The sequence below is a fragment of the Streptomyces sp. NPDC046379 genome (assembly GCF_055587785.1).
Genome location: NZ_JBVJFP010000003.1, coordinates 23,147 through 43,032, shown reverse-complemented (window position 1 = coordinate 43,032; position 19,886 = coordinate 23,147). Strand labels below are relative to the sequence as shown.

The window sequence follows — 19,886 nt, the reverse complement described above, 5'->3', positions numbered from 1 at the left end:
TCTTGGGGTCTGAAACGGGGTCCCGGGGTCGGCGGGCCTTCTCGGGGAAGGCCCGCCGGACTCCGTCAGACCTCTTCGACGCTGCTCGGCTCGCGCCGGGACAGGTCGATGCCGAGCTCCTCCGCAGCGCGGAAGACGTCCTCGTCGGTGTCACGCATCTCGATGGACATACCGTCGCTGGACAGCACCTCCACGTTCAGGCACAGGGACTGCATCTCCTTGATGAGCACCTTGAAGGACTCGGGGATGCCGGGTTCGGGGATGTTCTCGCCCTTGACGATGGCCTCGTAGACCTTCACGCGGCCGGTGACGTCGTCGGACTTGATGGTCAGCAGCTCCTGGAGGGCGTAGGCCGCTCCGTACGCCTCGAGTGCCCACACCTCCATCTCGCCGAACCGCTGACCGCCGAACTGGGCCTTACCGCCCAGCGGCTGCTGGGTGATCATCGAGTACGGGCCGGTCGAACGGGCGTGCAGCTTGTCGTCGACCAGGTGGTGCAGCTTCAGGATGTACATGTAGCCGACCGAGATCGGGTCCGGGAACGGCTCACCGCTGCGGCCGTCGAACAGCCGCGCCTTGCCGGACGGGAGCACCATGCGCTCGCCGTCGCGGTTCGGGATGGTGTGCTGCAGCAGACCCGCGAGCTCGTCCTCGCGCGCACCGTCGAAGACCGGGGTGGCGACGTTGGTGCCGGGCTCGACCTTGTCGGCGCCGATGACCTGGAGGCGCTGCGCCCACTCCTCCGCGAGGCCGGAGACGTCCCAACCGCGGCTGGCGAGCCAGCCGAGGTGGATCTCCAGGACCTGTCCCGGGTTCATTCGGGACGGGACGCCCAGCGGGTTGAGGATGATGTCGACCGGGGTGCCGTCCTCCAGGAACGGCATGTCCTCGATCGGCAGGATCTTGGAGATGACGCCCTTGTTGCCGTGGCGGCCGGCGAGCTTGTCACCGTCGGTGATCTTGCGCTTCTGCGCGACGTACACGCGCACCAGCTGGTTCACACCGGGGGGAAGCTCGTCGCCCTCCTCGCGGTCGAAGACGCGCACGCCGATGACCTTGCCGGTCTCGCCGTGCGGCACCTTCAGCGAGGTGTCGCGGACCTCACGGGCCTTCTCGCCGAAGATCGCGCGCAGCAGGCGCTCCTCGGGCGTCAGCTCGGTCTCGCCCTTGGGCGTGACCTTGCCGACCAGGATGTCGCCGGCGATGACCTCGGCGCCGATGCGGATGATGCCGCGTTCGTCGAGGTCGGCGAGGACCTCCTCGGAGACGTTCGGGATGTCCCGGGTGATCTCCTCGGGGCCGAGCTTGGTGTCACGGGCGTCGACCTCGTGCTCCTCGATGTGGATCGAGGAGAGGACGTCGTCCTGCACGAGGCGCTGCGACAGGATGATCGCGTCCTCGTAGTTGTGGCCCTCCCACGGCATGAACGCGACCAGCAGGTTCTTGCCGAGCGCCATCTCGCCGTTCTGGGTGGCCGGGCCGTCGGCGAGGACCTGGCCGGCGATGATCCGGTCGCCCTCGTTGACGATGACCTTCTGGTTGACCGAGGTGCCCTGGTTGGAGCGGGCGAACTTGGCCAGGCGGTACGTGATGTACGTGCCGTCGTCGTTGGCGGTGGTGATGTAGTCGGCGGAGACCTCCTGGACCACGCCCGGCTTCTCGGCCTTGACCACGTCGCCGGCGTCGACCGCGGAGCGGTACTCCATGCCGGTGCCGACGAGCGGGGACTCCGCCTGGATCAGCGGAACGGCCTGGCGCATCATGTTCGCGCCCATGAGGGCGCGGTTGGCGTCGTCGTGCTCCAGGAAGGGGATCATCGCGGTCGCGACGGACACCATCTGGCGCGGGGACACGTCCATGTAGTCGACGTCGTCGCCGGGGACGTAGTCGACCTCGCCGCCACGGCGGCGGACCAGGACCCGGGACTCCTCGAACCGCATGTCGTCGGTGAGCGTGGCGTTGGCCTGCGCGATGACGAAGCGGTCCTCCTCGTCGGCGGTCAGGTAGTCGACCTCGTCGGTGACCCGGCCCTCGACGACCTTGCGGTACGGCGTCTCCACGAAGCCGAACGCGTTGACGCGGCCGTAGGAGGCGAGCGAACCGATCAGACCGATGTTCGGGCCTTCCGGGGTCTCGATCGGGCACATGCGTCCGTAGTGGGACGGGTGCACGTCACGGACCTCGAAGCCGGCCCGCTCACGGGACAGACCACCCGGGCCGAGCGCGGACAGACGACGCTTGTGCGTCAGCCCGGACAGCGGGTTGTTCTGGTCCATGAACTGGGACAGCTGGCTGGTGCCGAAGAACTCCTTGATGGAGGCGACGACCGGCCGGATGTTGATCAGCGTCTGCGGCGTGATCGCCTCGACGTCCTGGGTCGTCATGCGCTCGCGCACGACGCGCTCCATCCGGGCCAGACCCGTGCGGACCTGGTTCTGGATGAGCTCGCCGACGCTGCGCAGACGGCGGTTGCCGAAGTGGTCGATGTCGTCGGTCTCGACGACGACGGTCTCGCCGCTGTCGCCGACCGTCTCGGTCTCGCCGGCGTGCAGCTTCACCAGGTACTTGATCGTCGCGATGATGTCCTCGACGGTCAGGATGCCCGCGTCCAGCGGGGTGTCCGTACCCAGCTTCTTGTTGACCTTGTAGCGGCCGACCTTGGCGAGGTCGTAGCGCTTGGGGTTGAAGTAAAGGTTCTCGAGCAGCGTCTGCGCGGCCTCGCGGGTGGGCGGCTCGCCCGGACGCAGCTTGCGGTAGATGTCGAGCAGCGCGTCGTCCTGGCCCTGGGTGTGGTCCTTCTCCAGGGTGGCGCGCATGGACTCGTACTCGCCGAACTCCTCGAGGATCTGCTCGGTGGTCCAGCCGAGCGCCTTCAGGAGGACGGTGACGGACTGCTTGCGCTTGCGGTCGATGCGGACGCCGACCATGTCGCGCTTGTCGATCTCCATCTCCAGCCAGGCGCCCCGGGAGGGGATGATCTTGGCGGAGAAGATGTCCTTGTCGGACGTCTTGTCGATGGAGGAGTCGAAGTAGACGCCGGGCGAACGCACCAGCTGCGACACGACGACACGCTCGGTGCCGTTGATGACGAAGGTGCCCTTGTTGGTCATGAGCGGGAAGTCGCCCATGAAGACCGTCTGGGACTTGATCTCGCCGGTCTCGTTGTTGGTGAACTCGGCGGTGACGAAGAGCGGGGCCGCGTACGTGAAGTCGCGCTCCTTGCACTCGTCGATCGAGTTCTTCGGCGGCTCGAAGCGGTGGTCGCGGAAGGTCAGCGACATCGACCCGGAGAAGTCCTCGATCGGGGAGATCTCCTCGAAGATCTCCTCGAGCCCGGACTTGGTGGGGACGTCCTGACCGTTTTCCAGAGCCTCCTCGACACGAGCCTTCCACGCGTCGTTGCCGAGCAGCCAGTCGAAGCTCTCGGTTTGCAGCGCAAGAAGGTTCGGAACCTCGAGGGGCTCCTTGATCTTTGCAAAGGAGATGCGCAGCGGGGCGGTGCTGGCAGCGTTGTTCGTATTCGCGGTCGAGGCAGTGCGCGAGGCGGCCAAGAGGGGGTCCTTCCGAGGGCTCGGACTCACTACGCGCGTACCGGTCCCTCACCGTCGCACAGGGACAGAAACCTTGGGATCCGGCCGAAAGGCCAGCTCGGAAAGGTCCGGTCATCTGTGCTGGAGCGAGGGCATGCCCCTGGTGACGGGCAGGGGACAGCTAACAGGCAGCGCAAAGGGTCAGTGTAGCCACTTGGCACACTGATGTCCAGTGCGGGCTTTTTGGAACCCTCGTTGCCCTCGTTGTCCTCAACCCCTGCGACAAGGCCACGCCCTCAACGCACGTTGATACTGCCCTCTTCGTCGCCGATCCATGCCTCGGATTCGGATCCTTGTGACGACGCGTCCTGAGAATTGCGCGCTGCGTGCGGTTCGTCAAGGCCCCGCCGGTCCGAACCGGGTGCCGCCCTCGTCACGTGCGGGCCGCAGCGGGCCGCCGGGAGGCACGACGAAGATCACCCTACCCCCCGCCCCCACCGCCGCAAGGCGGCGCAGCCGGGCCCCCACAAACGCCGAAGAGCGACCACCCGGTTGGGTGATCGCTCCTTGGCGCTCGAGCGTTACAGCAAGGTCCGGCGGAGCCGGAGAACCTTACTTGACCTCGACGGAGGCGCCGGCGCCCTTGAGGGCCTCGGCGGCCTTGTCGGCGGCGTCCTTGGCGACCTTCTCGAGAACGGGCTTCGGGGCGCCGTCCACGAGGTCCTTGGCCTCCTTCAGACCCAGGGAGGTCAGCTCGCGCACGACCTTGATGACCTGGATCTTCTTGTCGCCGGCACCGGTGAGGATGACGTCGAACTCGTCCTTCTCCTCGACGGCCTCGGCAGCGCCGGCGCCACCGCCGGGACCGGCCATGACGACCGGGGCGGCCGCGGCGGCGGTGACGTCGAACTTCTCCTCGAAGGCCTTCACGAACTCGGAGAGCTCGATGAGGGTCATCTCCTCGAACTGCGCGAGCAGGTCTTCCTGGCTGAGCTTCGCCATGATGGCGGTCCTTCCACTAATTCGGCAGGTGCCGGATGTACTGGGTGCGGCGGGCGTACGTCGGGCCCGCGTCGGCCCTCGCCTCAGGCGGCGAGAACCGGAAAGCGAGCCGAATTACTCGGCACCGCCCTGCTCGTCCTGCTTGGCACGGAGCGCGTCCACGGTGCGGACGAGCTTCGACGGCAGCGCCTGGAAGACAGAGGCAGCCTGGGACTGCTTCGCCTTGAAGGCACCGGCCAGCTTGGAGAGCAGAACCTCGCGGGACTCGAGGTCCGCAAGCTTCTTGATGTCATCGGCGGACAGCGCCTTGCCGTCAAGGACACCGCCCTTGATGACGAGATTCGGGTTGTCCTTGGCGAAGTCGCGCAGACCCTTCGCCGACTCCACCGGGTCACCGGTGACGAAGGCGACGGCCGTCGGACCAGCGAAGAGCTGGTCGTCAAGCGTGATCCCGGCCTCGTTGGCCGCAATCTTGGTCAGCGTGTTCTTCACCACGGCGTACTGGGCGTTCTCACCGAGCGAACGGCGCAGCGTCTTGAGCTGCGCCACGGTGAGACCGCGGTACTCGGTCAGCACGGCGGCGTTGGAGCTGCGGAACTTGTCCGTCAGCTCGGCAACCGCGGCAGCCTTGTCGGGCCTCGCCATAGAGCCTCGGCCTCCTTCCGGGTGATTCGGACCGCGCGGACCCGAAGGAGGACTGGGGAAAACGAAACGCCCCGGCGCAGGCGCACGGGGCGTGGCTCGACCTGAGAGGGTTCCGCACGAGCGGAACCGGTCCGGGAGCAACATTCCACAGTCACCTGCGCGGGTCGTCCGCAGTTCAGCGGATCCTTCGGCCACCGAGCCCTCTTGCGAGCGCACGGCAACGACCAGCGGTCTTTGGCTTCTGTGGAAGAGTACGCGACCGGATCGCCACGAGGCAAATCCGGTCGTACGGGGCTCAGCTCTCGGCCGTCTCCAGCTCCTTCATCATCTCCGCGAGGTCGACGGTGTCGCCGGCCGGCGGCGCCTTCACGGTGACGGGCTGGTTGAAGTCGAGGAAGGTGATGGTCATGTCCAGCGGGCCCTTGTCGGCGTCGGCGCGCATCCGGACCTGCTTGGTGTGGTCCTCGCCGTCGATCCACATGTCCATGGCCAGCTCGTCGACGCCCATGTCCTCGTACTGCTCGAGGCTCTTCTCGCGCATCTCGCGGGTCTTCTTGTCCTCGCCCTTCAGGCTCTCGCGCATCTGGTCGAGGGTGAGGGTGCCCTTGTAGTGCGTGGTCTGCACGCCGTCGACCTTCTCGGAGCCGACCTTCTCCAGGTCGTCGGAGCCGGTGAGGAAGCCTGTCTCGGCGGCCGGGTTCTTGTCGGGGCCGAAGCCGCCGGTGTCGGCGCCGAGGCCCGCGCCGGCGCCGCCCATCTGGGAGGCGTCGAACTTCATCCAGCTCTTGCCGTCCATCTGCTCGGCCATCGCCTCGCCGCCGATGTACACCTGCCCGCCGACCATCCGCATCTCCACGTCGCCCTGGAGCTCCGGGTCGTCCGGCACGGACATCGTCATGCTCATGGCCTGGGGCTTCATGCTCATGGCGGCCTCGCCCTCGACGCGGCCCTCGCCCGGTATCTCGCCGGTCATCCGGAAGCTGAGCGAGGTGATGTCCTCCGAGTTCTCGGCGGCCTTGGCGACCGCGGCCGCCGGCGTCATCTCCGGCGACTGCTCGGCGCCGCAGCCGACCGCTCCGGCGAGCAGCAGCGCCGCGAGCCCGGCTCCGGCCGCCCCGCCCCGTCCACGTACAGAAAGCCCCATCGAATGCCCCCAAGAAATGCATGGCCGATACACAGCAGGACGGCGAGCCTATCCCAGCGGTTCCGGGGGCTCCGTGGAATTCGCCCGCCGGTCCAGCAGCTCCCTGACGTCCTGGGTGTCGTGGGCCGGGGGTTCCTCGGCGCGGGCCTCGGCGCCGTAGTCGCTGTAGTAGGCGGTCTGGGTGGACTCGCCGGTGGCCGTGCGGCCCTTCTCGACCTTCTTGACGAGCAGGTCGCGCTCGTTGATCCACAGGTCGACGGTCTGCGCGGCGAGGCCGTCGTCCTCGGTGTCGACGGTGCCCGCGTAGCGCGTGGTGCGCTCGCCGCGGACGGTCTCCGTGCCGACCACGCGCACGTCCCCCGAGTCCAGCAGCAGCCGCACGGAGCGGTCCGGGGTGGTCTGCCGCATCTGTTCCTGGAGCTGGGCGCCCTGGCTGCCCGCCAGCTCGTCCAGGTCGTCGTAGGCGTACTTCACCCAGTGCCGCCCACCGGCCTGCGCGGCGAACGCGTCGCCCATGCGCGCGTAGTACGCGTCGGGCAGGTAGCGGGCCTCCATCGAGGTGCTGCCGAGGCGGCGCATGGTGTCGGCGACCGTGCCTCCGGTGTAGGTGAGGGTCAGGGTGCCGGTGATGCCGTCGCTCCAGCCGAGGACGCCGTCGGCGGACATGGTCATCAGCGAGCCCATCGCGGTGACCGACCGGACCCGGGCGGACGCCGCCCGCTCGGTGGCCCGCTCGGCGGCGCGCAGGGCGGCGGTCGCGGCGGCGGAGGGGGCACTCGCGCGGGTGGCCCTGTCGTCTCCGGCCCGCTGCTCGTCGGCAGAGGTGCAGCCGCCGCTCAGCGGCGTCAGCGCGGCGACCATGGCCACGGCCAGGGCCGTACGCGCACCCGTCCTCGTCATGCGTCCCCCGTCCCCCGGCAGGTCCGGCCGGCTCGTCCGTGGGAGCACGCTAACCCAGCACGCCGACAACCGGAGCCCGGCGGCGGCGGAAAGGGAAGGTGGCCGAAAAGGGACGGGCCCCGCACCTCGGAAGGTGCGGGGCCCGTGACCGGTTGGGCGAGCCGTCGGGCTCAGACCGCGGCCGGGTCCTCCTCGACGAGGAGGTTGCGGGTGCGGTTCGGGTCGACCGGAATGCCGGGACCCATCGTGGTGGTGATGGCGGCCTTCTTGATGTACCGGCCCTTGGCGGCGGACGGCTTCAGACGGAGGATCTCCTCCAGCGCGGCGCCGTAGTTCTCCACCAGCTTGGTGTCGTCGAACGACGTCTTGCCGATGATGAAGTGCAGGTTCGAGTGCTTGTCGACGCGGAACTCGATCTTGCCGCCCTTGATCTCGGTGACGGCCTTGGCGACGTCGGGAGTGACGGTGCCGGTCTTCGGGTTCGGCATCAGACCACGCGGACCGAGCACGCGGCCGAGGCGGCCGACCTTGCCCATGAGGTCCGGGGTGGCGACGACGGCGTCGAAGTCCAGACGGCCCTTCGACACCTCGTCGATCAGCTCGTCGGCGCCGACGATGTCGGCGCCCGCGGCACGCGCGGCCTCGGCACGGTCACCGGTCGCGAAGACCAGGACCCGGGCGGTCTTGCCGGTGCCGTGCGGAAGGTTCACGGTGCCACGGACCATCTGGTCGGCCTTGCGCGGGTCGACACCCAGACGGAAGGCGACCTCGACGGTGCCGTCGAACTTGGTCGTGGAGGTCTCCTTGGCGAGACGGACGGCCTCGAGCGGGGCGTAGAGCTTCTCCCGGTCGATCTTGGCGTCCGCAGCGCGGAGAGACTTGCTGCGCTTGCTCACTACTGCTCCTGGGGTTCTTAGGAGTCGTGGTCCGGGCCGAGCAGGCCCTGCCACTACTGCTGATGGAAGGTTGGGGCTCAGCCCTCGACCGTGACGCCCATGGAACGGGCGGTGCCGGCGATGATCTTCTCGGCGGCGTCCAGGTCGTTGGCGTTGAGGTCGGGCATCTTGGTGGTGGCGATCTCGCGGACCTGGTCGCGCGTGATCTTCGCGACCTTGGTCTTGTGCGGCTCGCCGGAGCCCTTCTCGATGCCCGCGGCCTTCAGGATCATCTTGGCGGCCGGCGGCGTCTTGGTGATGAAGGTGAAGGAGCGGTCCTCGTAGACCGTGATCTCCACCGGGATCACCCAGCCACGCTGCGACTCGGTCGCGGCGTTGTAGGCCTTGCAGAACTCCATGATGTTCACGCCGTGCTGACCCAGCGCGGGGCCGACCGGCGGGGCCGGGTTGGCGGCGCCGGCCTGGATCTGGAGCTTGATGAGCCCCGTGACCTTCTTCTTCTTGGGAGGCATGGCTCTCCGGGTCCTTTCGATTCGGGTCCTGCCCGCGCCCGGAAAGACTCCCCCGGATGCAGGCATACCGCACAACGATAACGGGTATGAATGCGCGGCCAAAAACCGAGCAGGTCAGGCAGGCTCCGAGAGCCCGCCCGACCTGGCCGGAAGCGGTGGGTGGTCCAGAAGGGCTAGTTCTTCTGGATCTGGTCGAAGCTCAGCTCGACCGGGGTCTCGCGGCCGAAGATCTCCACGAGGCCCTTGACCTTCTTGGAGTCGGCGTTGATCTCGTTGATCGTGGCCTGGAGCGTGGCGAACGGGCCGTCGGTGACGGTGACCGAGTCGCCCACCTCGAAGTCCAGCACCTGGACCTCGACCTTGCGCTGCGGCGCCGGCTTGCCCTCGGCCTCTGCGGCCTCGCGGGCTGCCTTCTCCTCGGCCTCCGGGGCGAGCATCTTGACGATCTCGTCCAGGGTCAGCGGGTACGGGTCGTAGGCGTTGCCCACGAAGCCGGTGACGCCCGGCGTGTTGCGGACGACGCCCCAGGACTCGTTCGTCAGGTCCATGCGGACCAGGACGTAACCCGGGAGCTTGTTCTGCTTGATCGTCTTGCGGTCGCCGTTCTTGATCTGGACGACCTCTTCCTGCGGCACCTCGGCCTGGAAGATGTAGTCCTCGACGTTCAGTGAGACGGCGCGCTGCTCCAGGTTGGTCTTCACCCGGTTCTCGTAGCCGGCGTAGGTGTGGATCACGTACCACTCGCCGGGCAGGGTGCGCAGTTCCTCGCGCAGGGCGGCGACGGGGTCGACGGGCTCGGCGGGCTCTTCCTCCTCGGAAGCGGCCTCGTCCTCGGTCTCGTCGTCGTCCTCGGTCTCGTCGTCCTCGACGGACTCGTCCGCGTCCTCGACGTGCAGGGCGTCTTCCTTCGCGGGCTCCCCGGCCTCGGCGTCGGCAGCCTCGAACTCGTCCAGGTCGTCCGCGCCCTCGACGATGTCGAGCTCGTCATCCACCGACGCATCCGGCTCGATTGCGTCGTTCAGGTTCGGGTCAGACACTGTGGCTGCTTCTTCCTGGATACATAGGGGTGGAACACGCGAAAGGGGCGCCGGTCAGGGCGCCCTTCGCTCTTGGCTCAGCCGAAGACGTACTTCGCGGCGTGGTCGAGCCCGTAGTCGATCAAGGTTACCAGGCCGATCATGATGACCACGAAGATGATCACCACGGTCGTATACGTGGTCAGCTGATTCCGGCTGGGCCATACGACCTTGCGAAGCTCGGCGACGATCTGCCGGTAGAAGAGCGCGAGGCGCTTCAGCGGGCCCTTCTTGGCGCGCTTGCCGCCCTTGCGGGTCTTCTTCTGGGACTCCGGCGCCTCGTCCCGTGCATCAGGCGTATCGATGGAGCCCACGGCGTCCGTCATGCATCCTCACCTGATCCCGGGTCGTGGCCGTGCCGCGCCCGGTCTGAGCCGCACGGCGGTGCATTGCTGTACGTACCTGCGCACACATCCTGGCGGTGTGTGGAGCAGGGCCGGAGGGACTTGAACCCCCAACCGCCGGTTTTGGAGACCGGTGCTCTACCAATTGAGCTACGACCCTTTGTCTGCCCACCAACGTACCGCATCCGACCGGGTGCTCGATGTGCACCGGCTGAGTGCGGCCGCCGAAGGCCAACGAGGTGAGAGTGTACGTGTTCCTGGGCCGGGCGTCGAACAGAAAGTGCCCGTGAGAACCGCGCGGGGCGAAGATCGGCCGCACTTGGGCGGAAGATCACCAGGCCACCGGATGGTTCCGGACAGTTGTTCAGTGGTTTGCCCGGAGCTGTTCAGTCCGTGAAACCCGTGTGCCGGGCGCGTTTCGGGTCTGGAACGATGGCCCCCATGAGCGCTGCCAACCCTCCCACCGAGCGCCGGGTCTCCGCCCGCGTCGGCTCGATCTCCGAGTCCGCCACCCTCGCCGTGGACGCCAAGGCCAAGGCACTGAAGGCCGCCGGTCGGCCGGTGATCGGTTTCGGCGCCGGTGAGCCCGACTTCCCGACTCCGGACTACATCGTCGAGGCCGCGATCGAGGCCTGCAAGAACCCCAAGTTCCACCGTTACACGCCGGCCGGCGGCCTGCCCGAGCTGAAGTCCGCGATCGCCGCGAAGACGCTGCGCGACTCCGGCTACGAGGTCGACGCGTCCCAGATCCTCGTCACCAACGGCGGCAAGCAGGCCATCTACGAGGCGTTCGCCGCGATCCTCGACCCGGGTGACGAGGTCATCGTCCCGGCGCCGTACTGGACGACGTACCCGGAGTCGATCCGGCTGGCCGGCGGCGTCCCCGTCGAGGTCGTCGCCGACGAGACCACCGGCTACCGCGTCAGCGTGGATCAGCTGGAGGCCGCTCGCACCGAGCGGACGAAGGTCGTCCTGTTCGTGTCGCCGTCGAACCCGACCGGCGCGGTGTACTCCGAGGCCGAGACCGAGGCCATCGGCCGCTGGGCCGTGGAGCACGGCCTGTGGGTGCTCACGGACGAGATCTACGAGCACCTGGTCTACGGCGACGCCGTCTCCGTGTCGCTGCCCGCGCTCCTGCCCGAGCTGCGCGACAAGTGCATCGTCGTCAACGGCGTGGCCAAGACGTACGCCATGACCGGCTGGCGCGTGGGCTGGATCATCGGCCCGAAGGACGTGGTCAAGGCCGCGACCAACCTCCAGTCGCACGCCACCTCCAACGTCTCGAACGTCGCCCAGGCGGCGGCGCTCGCCGCGGTCTCCGGCGACCTCGACGCGGTGGCGACGATGCGGGAGGCCTTCGACCGCCGCCGCCGGACGATCGTCCGGATGCTCAACGAGATCGACGGCGTGGTCTGCCCGGAGCCCGAGGGCGCGTTCTACGCGTACCCGTCGGTGAAGGGCCTGCTGGGCAAGGAGATCCGCGGCAGGCGTCCGCAGGACTCGGTGGAGCTGGCCGCGCTGATCCTGGAGGAGGCCGAGGTGGCGGTCGTCCCGGGCGAGGCCTTCGGCACGCCGGGTTATGTGCGGCTGTCGTACGCGCTCGGTGACGAGGACCTGGTCGAGGGCGTGAGCCGGATCCAGAAGCTGCTGGCGGAGGCGCGGGACTGACGTCCGCCGCCACCGCGGGAGCACTCGGGCCGGTCTCGGTCCCGGGTGCTCCCGTTTTTTGTGCGAGCACGCGCACGTACGGGGAAAGCGGTACCCGGACACGGTCGTCGTACGGCAGGATCTGGGAATGGAGCGTGTACGTGATGTCTCTGAGCTGCCGAAAGCCCATCTGCATCTGCATTTCACCGGATCGATGCGGCCCGGCACCCTGCTGGAACTGGCCGACAAGCACGGGGTGCGGCTGCCCGACGCGCTGACGGACGCGCTGGCCAAGGGCGAGTCTCCGCAGCTGCGGGCCACGGACGAACGGGGCTGGTTCCGCTTCCAGCGGCTCTACGACGCGGCGCGGTCCTGCCTGCGGGAGCCCGAGGACATCCAGCGGCTGGTCAGGGAGGCCGCGGAGGAGGACCTCAAGGACGGTTCGGGCTGGCTGGAGATCCAGGTCGACCCGACGTCGTACGCGCCCCGGCTGGGCGGTCTGATCCCGGCGCTGGAGGTCATCCTGGACGCGGTGGACACGGCGGCGCGGGAAACCGGTCTCGGGATGCGGGTGCTGGTGGCCGCGAACCGGATGAAGCACCCCTTGGACGCGCGCACGCTGGCCCGGCTGGCGGTGCGGTACGCGGACCGGGGCGTGGTCGGCTTCGGGCTGTCCAACGACGAGCGGCGGGGCATGGCACGGGACTTCGACCGCGCGTTCACCATCGCCCGTGAGGGCGGGCTGCTGTCGGCCCCGCACGGCGGCGAGCTGACCGGCCCGGCGTCCGTCCGCGACTGCCTCGACGACCTGCACGCCCACCGGATCGGCCACGGGGTGCGGGCGGCGGAGGACCCCCGCCTGCTGAAGCGGCTCGCCGACCGGAGCGTGACCTGCGAGGTCTGCCCCGCGTCGAACGTCGCCCTCGGCGTCTACGAGAAGCCCGAGGACGTCCCCCTGCGCACCCTGTTCGAGGCGGGCGTTCCGCTGGCCCTCGGCGCGGACGACCCGCTGCTGTTCGGCTCCCGGCTGGCGGCGCAGTACGACCTCGCGCGGGAGTGCCACGGCTTCTCCGACCAGGAACTGGCGGAACTGGCCCGGCAGTCGATCCGCGCCTCCGCGGCGCCCGAGAAGACCAAGGCCGAGCTGCTGGCCGGGGTGGACGCCTGGCTGACCTCGCCGGTGGGGTGAGGGCGCGGCGCGGCGCGGCCGGGCCCGGGTCAGGCAGCGCCGATGCCTGCCAGCAGAGCGCGGGCGAGACGGGCGGCGAAGGCCTCGGCCGGGGGGCGGCTCGTGTCGTCCGCGTCGTAGGCGAAGGCACGCTGGGCGCACGCGCCGAGCAGCAGGGACGCGGCGGCGAAGGTGTCCGCGTCGGGGGCGAGCCGGCCCAGGTCGCGCTCGGCGCGCAGGTAGGCGTCCAGCGCCGCGATGGGCATGTGCGGGCCCGACTCCAGCCGGCGCATGGCGTCGTCGTGCCGGCGTTTGAGCTGGGTCTCGGCGTACAGCGAGGCGGCGATCGGGAAACTCTGCTCGTAGAACAGCGCTGCCTGGCGGGCGATCTCGGTGAGGTTGGCCTCGACGGTCCCCCGGCCGGGCTCGGCGGCGAGGCCGCGCAGCAGCGGGTTCAGCTGGGGCAGCCGCTCCATGAGGACGCGGATGAACAGCTCCTCCTTGCTCGCGAAGTGCTTGTAGAGCGCGGCCTCGGAGCAGCCCGCCGCCTTGGCGATCTCCTTGGTGGTGGCGCGGGCGAGTCCCACGGTGAGCATGAGCCGGTGAGCGGCGTCGAGGATGCGCTCCCGCGCGGGCTTGGGGGCGGGCTGCGGGGCGAGGGCGTCCTGGGGCTGCTGCATGGGCTGCTGCTGGGGCTGCATGGGCTGCATGGGCTGCATGGGCTGCATGGGCTGCATGCGTCCAAAGGATGGCATGGAGGGCTCCGGGTGGCTTGACGGGTGGGTGAGTGTTTACTCACCCTGGTGGTGTCAGGGGTGAGTGAATACTCACCCACCCAGTGGGAGGGACGGAAGAACGCCATGAACCTCACCGTTTTCGGTGCCACCGGAGGCATCGGCCGGGAGCTCGTGCGGCAGGCGCTGGCCGCCGGGCACCGCGTCACGGCGGTCGTACGGGATCCCGCGCGGCTGGCGGTGACGGGCGGCGCCCTGGAGGTGTTCCGGGCGGACCTGGCCGACCCGGAGGTGCTGCGCCGCGCGGTCGCGGGCCGGGACGCCGTGCTGTCCGGGCTCGGCGCGCGCAGCCGCAAGGACGTCGGGGTGGCTGCGCGCCTCACCCGTACGGTGCTGGGCGCCATGGAGGCCGAGGGCGCCCGGCGGCTCCTGGTGGTGAGCGCCGCCCCGGTCGGGCCGGAGCCGGAGGGCGCGGGGGTGCTCGACCGGGCGCTCCTGCGGGTGGTCTCGGCGGTGTTCCGGGACGTCTACGCCGATCTGCGGGAAATGGAGGCGGACATCGGCCGCAGCGCCACCGACTGGACGGTCGTCCGGCCGCCCAGGCTCCAGGACACGCCGCTCAGGGGGGTGTACCGGACGGTGGTCGGGGGAGCGCCGCTCAAGGGCAACCTGGTGGGCCGAGCCGACGTGGCGCACGCGATGCTGGCGATGATCGACGACCCGGCGACCGTGAAACAGGGGGTGGGGGTGGCTTACTGAGCCGTGGGCGTGGCGTGCCGAGGGCGTGGTCTCGCTCCCGAGGGCGTGAGGCTGCTCCTCAAAGGCGCGTCGGCTCAGAGGCTCGCGCCGACCGTCACCGGCTCGTTGACCAGGATGATCCCGAACGCCTCGCGGACGCCGGCGACGACCTCGCGGGCCAGCGCCAGCAGGTCCTCGGTGGACGCGCCGCCGCGGTTGGTGAGGGCGAGGGTGTGCTTGGTGGAAATGCGCGCGGGTCCGCTGCCGTACCCCTTGGTGAACCCCGCCTTGTCGATCAGCCAGGCCGCGGAGGTCTTGGTGTGCCCCTCCCCCGCCGGGTAGGCGGGCGGCTCGGCGTCCTCGCCCAGGCGCTCCTTCACGCGCGCGCGGAACGCGGCGAACTGGGCCTCGGTGAGGATCGGGTTGGTGAAGAACGACCCGGCGGACCAGGTGTCGTGGTCCTCGGGGTCGAGGACCATGCCCTTGCCCGTGCGCAGCTTGAGGACGGTTTCGCGAGCGTCGGCCAGCGGCACGCGCTCGCCGGGCTCGACGCCGAGGGCGCGGGCGGTCTCGGCGTACTTCAGGGGCGCGGACAGCCCTCCGGCGTCCTCCAGTTCGAACCGGACGCGCAGGACGACGTACCGGTCGGGCTCGGCCTTGAAGCGGCTGTGCCGGTAGGAGAACGCGCACTCGTCGTTCGACAGCGTGACCGTCTCGTGGGTCCGGCGGTCGTAGGCGATCACCTCGGTGATCGTGGACGACACCTCCTGGCCGTACGCGCCGACGTTCTGGATCGGCGTCGCGCCCGCCGAGCCGGGGATGCCGGCGAGGCACTCGATGCCGGCGAGCCCGGCCTCCACGGTGCGGGCCACCGCGTCGGTCCACACCTCGCCGGCGGCCAGCTCCAGCCGCGTGCCGGTCAGCTCGACGCCGCGCGTGGCGATCCGCACGGCGGTGCCGGCGAACCCGGCGTCGCCGATGACCAGGTTGGACCCGCCGCCGATGACCAGCAGCGGCGTCCCGGCCGCGTCGGCCTCGCGCACGGCCGAGACGACTTCGGCGTCGGTCGTCGCGGTGACCAGCCGGTCGGCGGGTCCGCCCAGCCGGAAGGTGGTCAGCGGGGCGAGGGGGGCGTCGTGAAGTACGTGCACGGGCCAAGACTACGAGACGGGACTGACAGGCTTGCGGGGTCGGGCTGGGGGGTGAGGGTGACCTCGTGGGGAGGCCGGCCGCGTTGGGGGGCCGGCCGCGGGGTGAGGCCGACTGCGTTGGGGGCGGCCGCGGGGTGAGGCTGAGGGTTGAGGAGTACGGGCCGCGGAGTGGGGCGTGGGCGGCACGGCGCGGGAGGGCGCGGCGCGGGGGCGCGGAGGGGCGCGGCGCGGGGGGGCGCGGCGCGGGGGGGGCGCGGCGCGGAGGGCGCGGCAGAGCATGGCGCGGGGGGGGCGCGGCGGGGGGACGGGCGGCGACCGGAACCCCGGCCCCGCACCCGGCCTCCCCCACCCACACCCCGCGCAGGCGCCCGCTCAGCGCCCCACCGCCTCCATCTCCACCGCCTTCCGCCCGGCACCGCCCTCGGACCCCGACCCGGCATCGGTGGACGCGCCGCCCCGCCGACCGGGTATGACCAGCGCCGCAACCCCCGCCAGCGCGACCACCCCCGCGCCCACGGCGATCGCCGGGCGCAGTCCGTCGACGAAGGCCTGGGACGATTCGTAGCCCCCCTGCGCCGCGAAGATCGACGACATGATCGCGATGCCGAGCGCGCCGCCCACCTCGCGCAGCGCGTTGTTCGCGCCGGAGGCGATGCCCTGCTCCGCGGGGACGACGCTGGACATCACCAACGCCGAGGCGGGCGCGAAGTACAGGGCCATCCCGATGCCGCTGACGACGAGGCCGGGCAACTGGGAGGCGTAGGAGGCGTCGGCCGTCGCCACGAGGGCGAGGTAACCGAGACCCGCCGCCTGGAGGAAGAGGCCCGCCGCGACGACCGGCCGGCCGCCGATCCGGTCGGACAGGATGCCCGCGATCGGCGCGACCAGCATCGGCATCCCGGTCCACGGCAGCATGCGCAGCCCCGCCTCGGTGGGCGAGTAGCCGAGGACGCCCTGCATGTACTGGCTGAGCAGGAAGATCGACCCGAACATGCCGAGGAACATCAGCAGACTCGCCGCGTTGATCCCGGCGAAGGCCCGCGAGCGGAACAGTCGCATGGGCAGCATCGGGTTGCGCCCGTGGACGCCGTGCAGCACGAACCCGGCGAGCAGGGCGGCGCCCGCGAACAGGCCGGTCAGGACGACCGGGTCGGCCCAGCCGTCGGCCGGCCCGCGCACCAGCCCGTACACGATCCCGAACAGACCGCCGCTGGCCAGCAACGTGCCGGTCACGTCGAGCCGGGCGCCGGCGCCGTACGACTCGGCGAGCCGCAGCCGGGCCAGCGGCAGCAGGGCGATGCCGAGGGGAACGTTCAGCCAGAAGATCCACTGCCAGGAGATGTGCTCGGTCAGGGTGCCGCCGATCAGCGGCCCCGAGGCGACGGCGAGCCCGTTGACGGCCCCCCAGATCCCGAACGCCATCCCCCGCTTGTCGGCCGGCACCGCCGCCGTCAGCAGGGTGAGCGTCAACGGCATCATCACGGCCGCGCCGACGCCCTGCACCGCGCGGGCGGCGATCAGCGAGTCGATGCCGGGCGCGAGGGCCGCGGCGGCGGAGGCGGCGGTGAAGACGGCGAGGCCGACGAGGAACAGCCGGCGCCGGCCGAAGCGGTCGCCGAGCGCCGCGCCGAACATCAGCAGCACGGCGAAGGTGAGCGTGTAGGCGCTGACGGTCCACTCGAGGTCGTGCAGGGCGCCACCGAGGTCCTCGCGGATGGAGGGCAGGGCGGTGGTGACGACGAGATTGTCGAGGCTCGCCATGAAGCCGGCGACGCTGGTGATCACCAGGGCCCAGACGGCTCGGGCGCGTTGTTGGGCGGTGGTGGTGTGTGCGGCGGTCTCCGATCCGGCTGACCCGGCTGGTCCGGCTGATGCAACTGGTGACATGGCTCCCCCAGAGCTGATTCGGTCGACTGTTCTTGTTAGTTATTAATGACTAACTTTTGTGGCCGCGGAAGGACCCGAAGGACTCACGCGCCGTGGACCAGGCGCGCCGACGACGGACTACCCCTGCCCCTTCTTGAGCTCCCCGGTGACCCGCGCGGAGGGGTAGAGCCCTTCCCAGACCCGATGGTCGGGCGGGAACCCCATGGCCGCGAGGGTGTTGACGAGCATGCCGAAGGCCATGAAGGTCGTCGTCTCCTTCGTGTCTCCGCCCAGCGGCACGTGCACGGTGTCCCAGAGCTCCATCCAGCTCCGCCGGACCATCTCACCGAACTCGTGATCCCCGGCAGCCTCCGCCGCAGCCACGGTGACGTACGTCTGCAACTGCATCTGGAGCCGCTCGGGCTGCTCCGCGATCAGCCGCGTGTACGCGTCCGCCATGGCATGCAGGGCGTCCTCACCCGTCCGCTCACCGGCGGCCTCGGCGAAGAAGTTCCGCATGTCCGCCATGCAGCGCTGGGCCGCCGCCAGGAAGATGGCCTTCTTTCCGGGGAAGAGCCGGAAGAGGTACGGCTGCGAGACCCCGACGCGCTTGGCGATCGCCTCGGTGGATGTGCCGTAGTACCCGTTCCGCGCGAACTCGGAGATCGCCGCTCGCACGACGCTCTCCCGTCGCTCATCCGCGCTCATCCTGACCATGGGAACAAAGTTAGTGCTCAATCACTAACGGAGTCAACAGGAGCAGTGGGAGGACAGAAGGAAGCGGTCGAGGACAGACGAAGCCGTCGAAGGACAGAAGGAGCCGTCAAGAACCGACGGATCGGCCGAAGGGCAGACGGGTGCAGGCACGGGTAAGGGGCGCCGGCCATTCCCGACGCCCCTTGCCTCGCACACCTCGCACCACTCGGGTCAGGCCAGCCGTACGACCGCCCGCGACATCCCCAGCACCTTCTGGCCGGCGCTGGTCGCCGTGAGGTCCACGCGGACCGTGTTGTCGTCGAGCTTGGCCGCGACCTTGCCGCTGACCTCGATCGTGGCGCCCTGATCGTCGTTCGGGACGACCACGGGCCGGGTGAAGCGGACACCGTACTCGACCACCGCACCCGGGTCGCCGATCCAGTCGGTGACCACGCGGATGGCCTCGGCCATGGTGAACATGCCGTGCGCGATGACGTCCGGCAGGCCCACCTCCTTGGCGAACTTCTCGTTCCAGTGGATCGGGTTGAAGTCCCCGGATGCGCCCGCGTACCGGACGAGTGTGGCCCGGGTCACGGTGAAGGTCTGCGCGGGCAGTTCGGCGCCGACCTCGATGTCGTCGTACGCGATCGTGGCGGTCATCTGCTCACGCCTCCTCGGCCGCGCGGGCCACCAGCTTGGTCCAGGCGGTCACGACGTGCTCGCCGGACTCGTCGTGCACCTCGCCGCGGATGTCCAGGATGTCGTTGCCGGCCAGGGACTTGATCGCCTCTATGGTCGAGGTGACGGTCAGCCGGTCACCGGCGCGCACGGGCCGGCTGTAGACGAACTTCTGGTCGCCGTGCACGACCCGGCCGTAGTCGAGGCCCAGCTGCGGGTCGGCGACGACCTGCTCCGCCGCCCTGAAGGTGATGGAGAACACGAAGGTGGGCGGCGCGATCACGTCGGGGTGGCCGAATGCCTTGGCGGCCTCGGGATCCGTGTACGCCGGGTTGGCGTCTCCCACCGCCTCCGCGAACTCACGGATCTTCTCCCGGCCCACCTCGTAGGGGTCGGTGGGCGGGTAGGTCCGCCCCACGAAGGACTGGTCGAGCGCCATGGCTCGGCACCTCCTGGTGTCTGCTGGTTGGCCGGTAACACCGTATAAAAGGGCGGGCGCGACGCCGCAGTGCGCCCGGGGGCCGCGCTGACCGAAGGGTGGCCGGGAACGCCATCAGGCCGCCCCCGAAGTGCGGGGGCGGCCTGATGAACGTCGTACTGGTTACGTACGTGATGTACGTGACGTACTGGATCGAGACGTACGGATTGAACTGGTGTTCTGTACGACCGAGATGTACGGGCCTGCGTCAGCGCGTTTCGCGGTGAGCGGTGTGCGCGTTGCAGCGGGGGCAGTGCTTCTTCATCTCAAGACGATCCGGGTTGTTACGCCGGTTCTTCTTGGTGATGTAGTTCCGCTCCTTGCACTCCACGCAGGCCAGCGTGATCTTCGGGCGGACGTCGGTGGCAGCCACGTGAGTGCTCCTTGACGAACGGGTGGTTAATTCAACGCAAGAAAGAGTAGCCGATCGAAGGACCGACCCCGCAATCGGCTACTGTCAGTAGCGGTGACCGGACTTGAACCGGTGACACAGCGATTATGAGCCGCTTGCTCTACCGACTGAGCTACACCGCTGCGATGCGATCGGATCCCGCCTTGCGACGGGAACCTCTCACATCAGAGCCCCAATACGGAATCGAACCGTAGACCTTCTCCTTACCATGGAGACGCTCTGCCGACTGAGCTATTGGGGCGAGCGATGAAGACATTACACGCTCGGCA

The 19,886-nt window shown here is 69.5% G+C and carries 19 protein-coding genes and 3 tRNA genes; 3 read left to right on the top strand and 19 right to left on the bottom strand.

All coding sequences use genetic code 11. The annotated features are described in order from the left end of the window. Positions 1–65 precede the first annotated feature (65 nt). From rpoB to ACZ6KF_RS07045, 10 genes are all read right to left on the bottom strand, one after another. On the bottom strand, positions 66–3,551 hold the full coding sequence (gene rpoB / locus ACZ6KF_RS07090) for a DNA-directed RNA polymerase subunit beta (protein ID WP_356627526.1): 3,486 nt from the start codon (positions 3,549–3,551) through the stop codon (positions 66–68). A 591-nt stretch (positions 3,552–4,142) separates the two neighbouring features. Next, complete coding sequence (gene rplL / locus ACZ6KF_RS07085) at positions 4,143–4,532, bottom strand: 50S ribosomal protein L7/L12 (RefSeq protein WP_356627527.1); 390 nt, start codon at positions 4,530–4,532, stop codon at positions 4,143–4,145. Positions 4,533–4,646: 114 nt separating this feature from the next. Next, positions 4,647–5,177, bottom strand: a complete 531-nt coding sequence (gene rplJ, locus ACZ6KF_RS07080; RefSeq protein ID WP_356627528.1) for a 50S ribosomal protein L10 — start codon at positions 5,175–5,177, stop codon at positions 4,647–4,649. Between the two features lie 295 nt (positions 5,178–5,472). Continuing rightward, complete coding sequence (locus ACZ6KF_RS07075) at positions 5,473–6,321, bottom strand: SCO4651 family lipoprotein (RefSeq protein ID WP_469157544.1); 849 nt, start codon at positions 6,319–6,321, stop codon at positions 5,473–5,475. Positions 6,322–6,369: 48 nt separating this feature from the next. Further along, positions 6,370–7,242 carry an SCO4651 family lipoprotein gene (locus ACZ6KF_RS07070; RefSeq protein WP_469237872.1) on the bottom strand — a complete coding sequence of 291 codons (873 nt, stop codon included), beginning with the start codon at positions 7,240–7,242 and terminating at the stop codon, positions 6,370–6,372. 149 nt (positions 7,243–7,391) lie between these two features. Continuing rightward, entirely contained in the window at positions 7,392–8,117 is a 726-nt protein-coding gene (rplA, locus tag ACZ6KF_RS07065; RefSeq protein WP_356627531.1) for a 50S ribosomal protein L1, read from the bottom strand. A 77-nt stretch (positions 8,118–8,194) separates the two neighbouring features. Continuing rightward, complete coding sequence (rplK, locus tag ACZ6KF_RS07060; RefSeq protein ID WP_003992325.1) at positions 8,195–8,629, bottom strand: 50S ribosomal protein L11; 435 nt, start codon at positions 8,627–8,629, stop codon at positions 8,195–8,197. A gap of 173 nt (positions 8,630–8,802) precedes the next feature. After that, a complete protein-coding gene (nusG, locus tag ACZ6KF_RS07055) occupies positions 8,803–9,666 on the bottom strand; it encodes a transcription termination/antitermination protein NusG (RefSeq protein ID WP_469237628.1) in 864 nt (287 codons plus the stop codon). 77 nt (positions 9,667–9,743) lie between these two features. Next, entirely contained in the window at positions 9,744–10,031 is a 288-nt protein-coding gene (gene secE, locus ACZ6KF_RS07050; RefSeq protein ID WP_356627533.1) for a preprotein translocase subunit SecE, read from the bottom strand. A 105-nt stretch (positions 10,032–10,136) separates the two neighbouring features. Further along, positions 10,137–10,209: transfer RNA gene (locus ACZ6KF_RS07045), tRNA-Trp, on the bottom strand. Between the two features lie 281 nt (positions 10,210–10,490). On the opposite strand from ACZ6KF_RS07045, the gene ACZ6KF_RS07040 reads away from it, so the two are divergent. Next, positions 10,491–11,717, top strand: coding sequence for a pyridoxal phosphate-dependent aminotransferase (locus ACZ6KF_RS07040; protein WP_356627534.1), 1,227 nt, complete (start codon positions 10,491–10,493; stop codon positions 11,715–11,717). Between the two features lie 127 nt (positions 11,718–11,844). Next, complete coding sequence (locus ACZ6KF_RS07035; RefSeq protein ID WP_469237626.1) at positions 11,845–12,885, top strand: adenosine deaminase; 1,041 nt, start codon at positions 11,845–11,847, stop codon at positions 12,883–12,885. A 29-nt stretch (positions 12,886–12,914) separates the two neighbouring features. Here the strand turns inward: ACZ6KF_RS07035 and ACZ6KF_RS07030 are convergent, their stop codons facing one another. Then, positions 12,915–13,544, bottom strand: a complete 630-nt coding sequence (locus tag ACZ6KF_RS07030; RefSeq protein ID WP_469237870.1) for a TetR/AcrR family transcriptional regulator — start codon at positions 13,542–13,544, stop codon at positions 12,915–12,917. A 180-nt stretch (positions 13,545–13,724) separates the two neighbouring features. Here ACZ6KF_RS07030 and ACZ6KF_RS07025 point away from each other — a divergent pair, with 180 nt between their 5' ends. After that, positions 13,725–14,357 (top strand): NAD(P)-dependent oxidoreductase, encoded by a 633-nt coding sequence (locus tag ACZ6KF_RS07025; protein ID WP_469237624.1) that lies wholly within the window; start codon positions 13,725–13,727, stop codon positions 14,355–14,357. Between the two features lie 74 nt (positions 14,358–14,431). Here the strand turns inward: ACZ6KF_RS07025 and ACZ6KF_RS07020 are convergent, their stop codons facing one another. The 8 genes from ACZ6KF_RS07020 to ACZ6KF_RS06985 form a co-directional block, all read right to left on the bottom strand. After that, the gene (locus tag ACZ6KF_RS07020; RefSeq protein ID WP_469237622.1) at positions 14,432–15,487 is read right to left on the bottom strand and encodes a UDP-N-acetylmuramate dehydrogenase; all 1,056 of its coding nucleotides are present in this window, start codon (positions 15,485–15,487) and stop codon (positions 14,432–14,434) included. Between the two features lie 372 nt (positions 15,488–15,859). Then, entirely contained in the window at positions 15,860–17,248 is a 1,389-nt protein-coding gene (locus ACZ6KF_RS07015; protein ID WP_356627572.1) for a DHA2 family efflux MFS transporter permease subunit, read from the bottom strand. 243 nt (positions 17,249–17,491) lie between these two features. Further along, complete coding sequence (locus ACZ6KF_RS07010; RefSeq protein ID WP_356627537.1) at positions 17,492–18,070, bottom strand: TetR/AcrR family transcriptional regulator; 579 nt, start codon at positions 18,068–18,070, stop codon at positions 17,492–17,494. Between the two features lie 210 nt (positions 18,071–18,280). Beyond that, positions 18,281–18,709, bottom strand: a complete 429-nt coding sequence (locus ACZ6KF_RS07005) for a MaoC family dehydratase (protein WP_356627538.1) — start codon at positions 18,707–18,709, stop codon at positions 18,281–18,283. A 4-nt stretch (positions 18,710–18,713) separates the two neighbouring features. Then, complete coding sequence (locus ACZ6KF_RS07000; protein ID WP_356627539.1) at positions 18,714–19,166, bottom strand: MaoC family dehydratase N-terminal domain-containing protein; 453 nt, start codon at positions 19,164–19,166, stop codon at positions 18,714–18,716. A gap of 247 nt (positions 19,167–19,413) precedes the next feature. Beyond that, positions 19,414–19,578, bottom strand: a complete 165-nt coding sequence (gene rpmG / locus ACZ6KF_RS06995) for a 50S ribosomal protein L33 (RefSeq protein ID WP_003948671.1) — start codon at positions 19,576–19,578, stop codon at positions 19,414–19,416. A gap of 88 nt (positions 19,579–19,666) precedes the next feature. After that, a tRNA-Met gene (locus ACZ6KF_RS06990) sits at positions 19,667–19,739 on the bottom strand. 46 nt (positions 19,740–19,785) lie between these two features. Continuing rightward, positions 19,786–19,858, bottom strand: a tRNA-Thr gene (locus ACZ6KF_RS06985). Between the last annotated feature and the right edge of the window lie 28 nt (positions 19,859–19,886).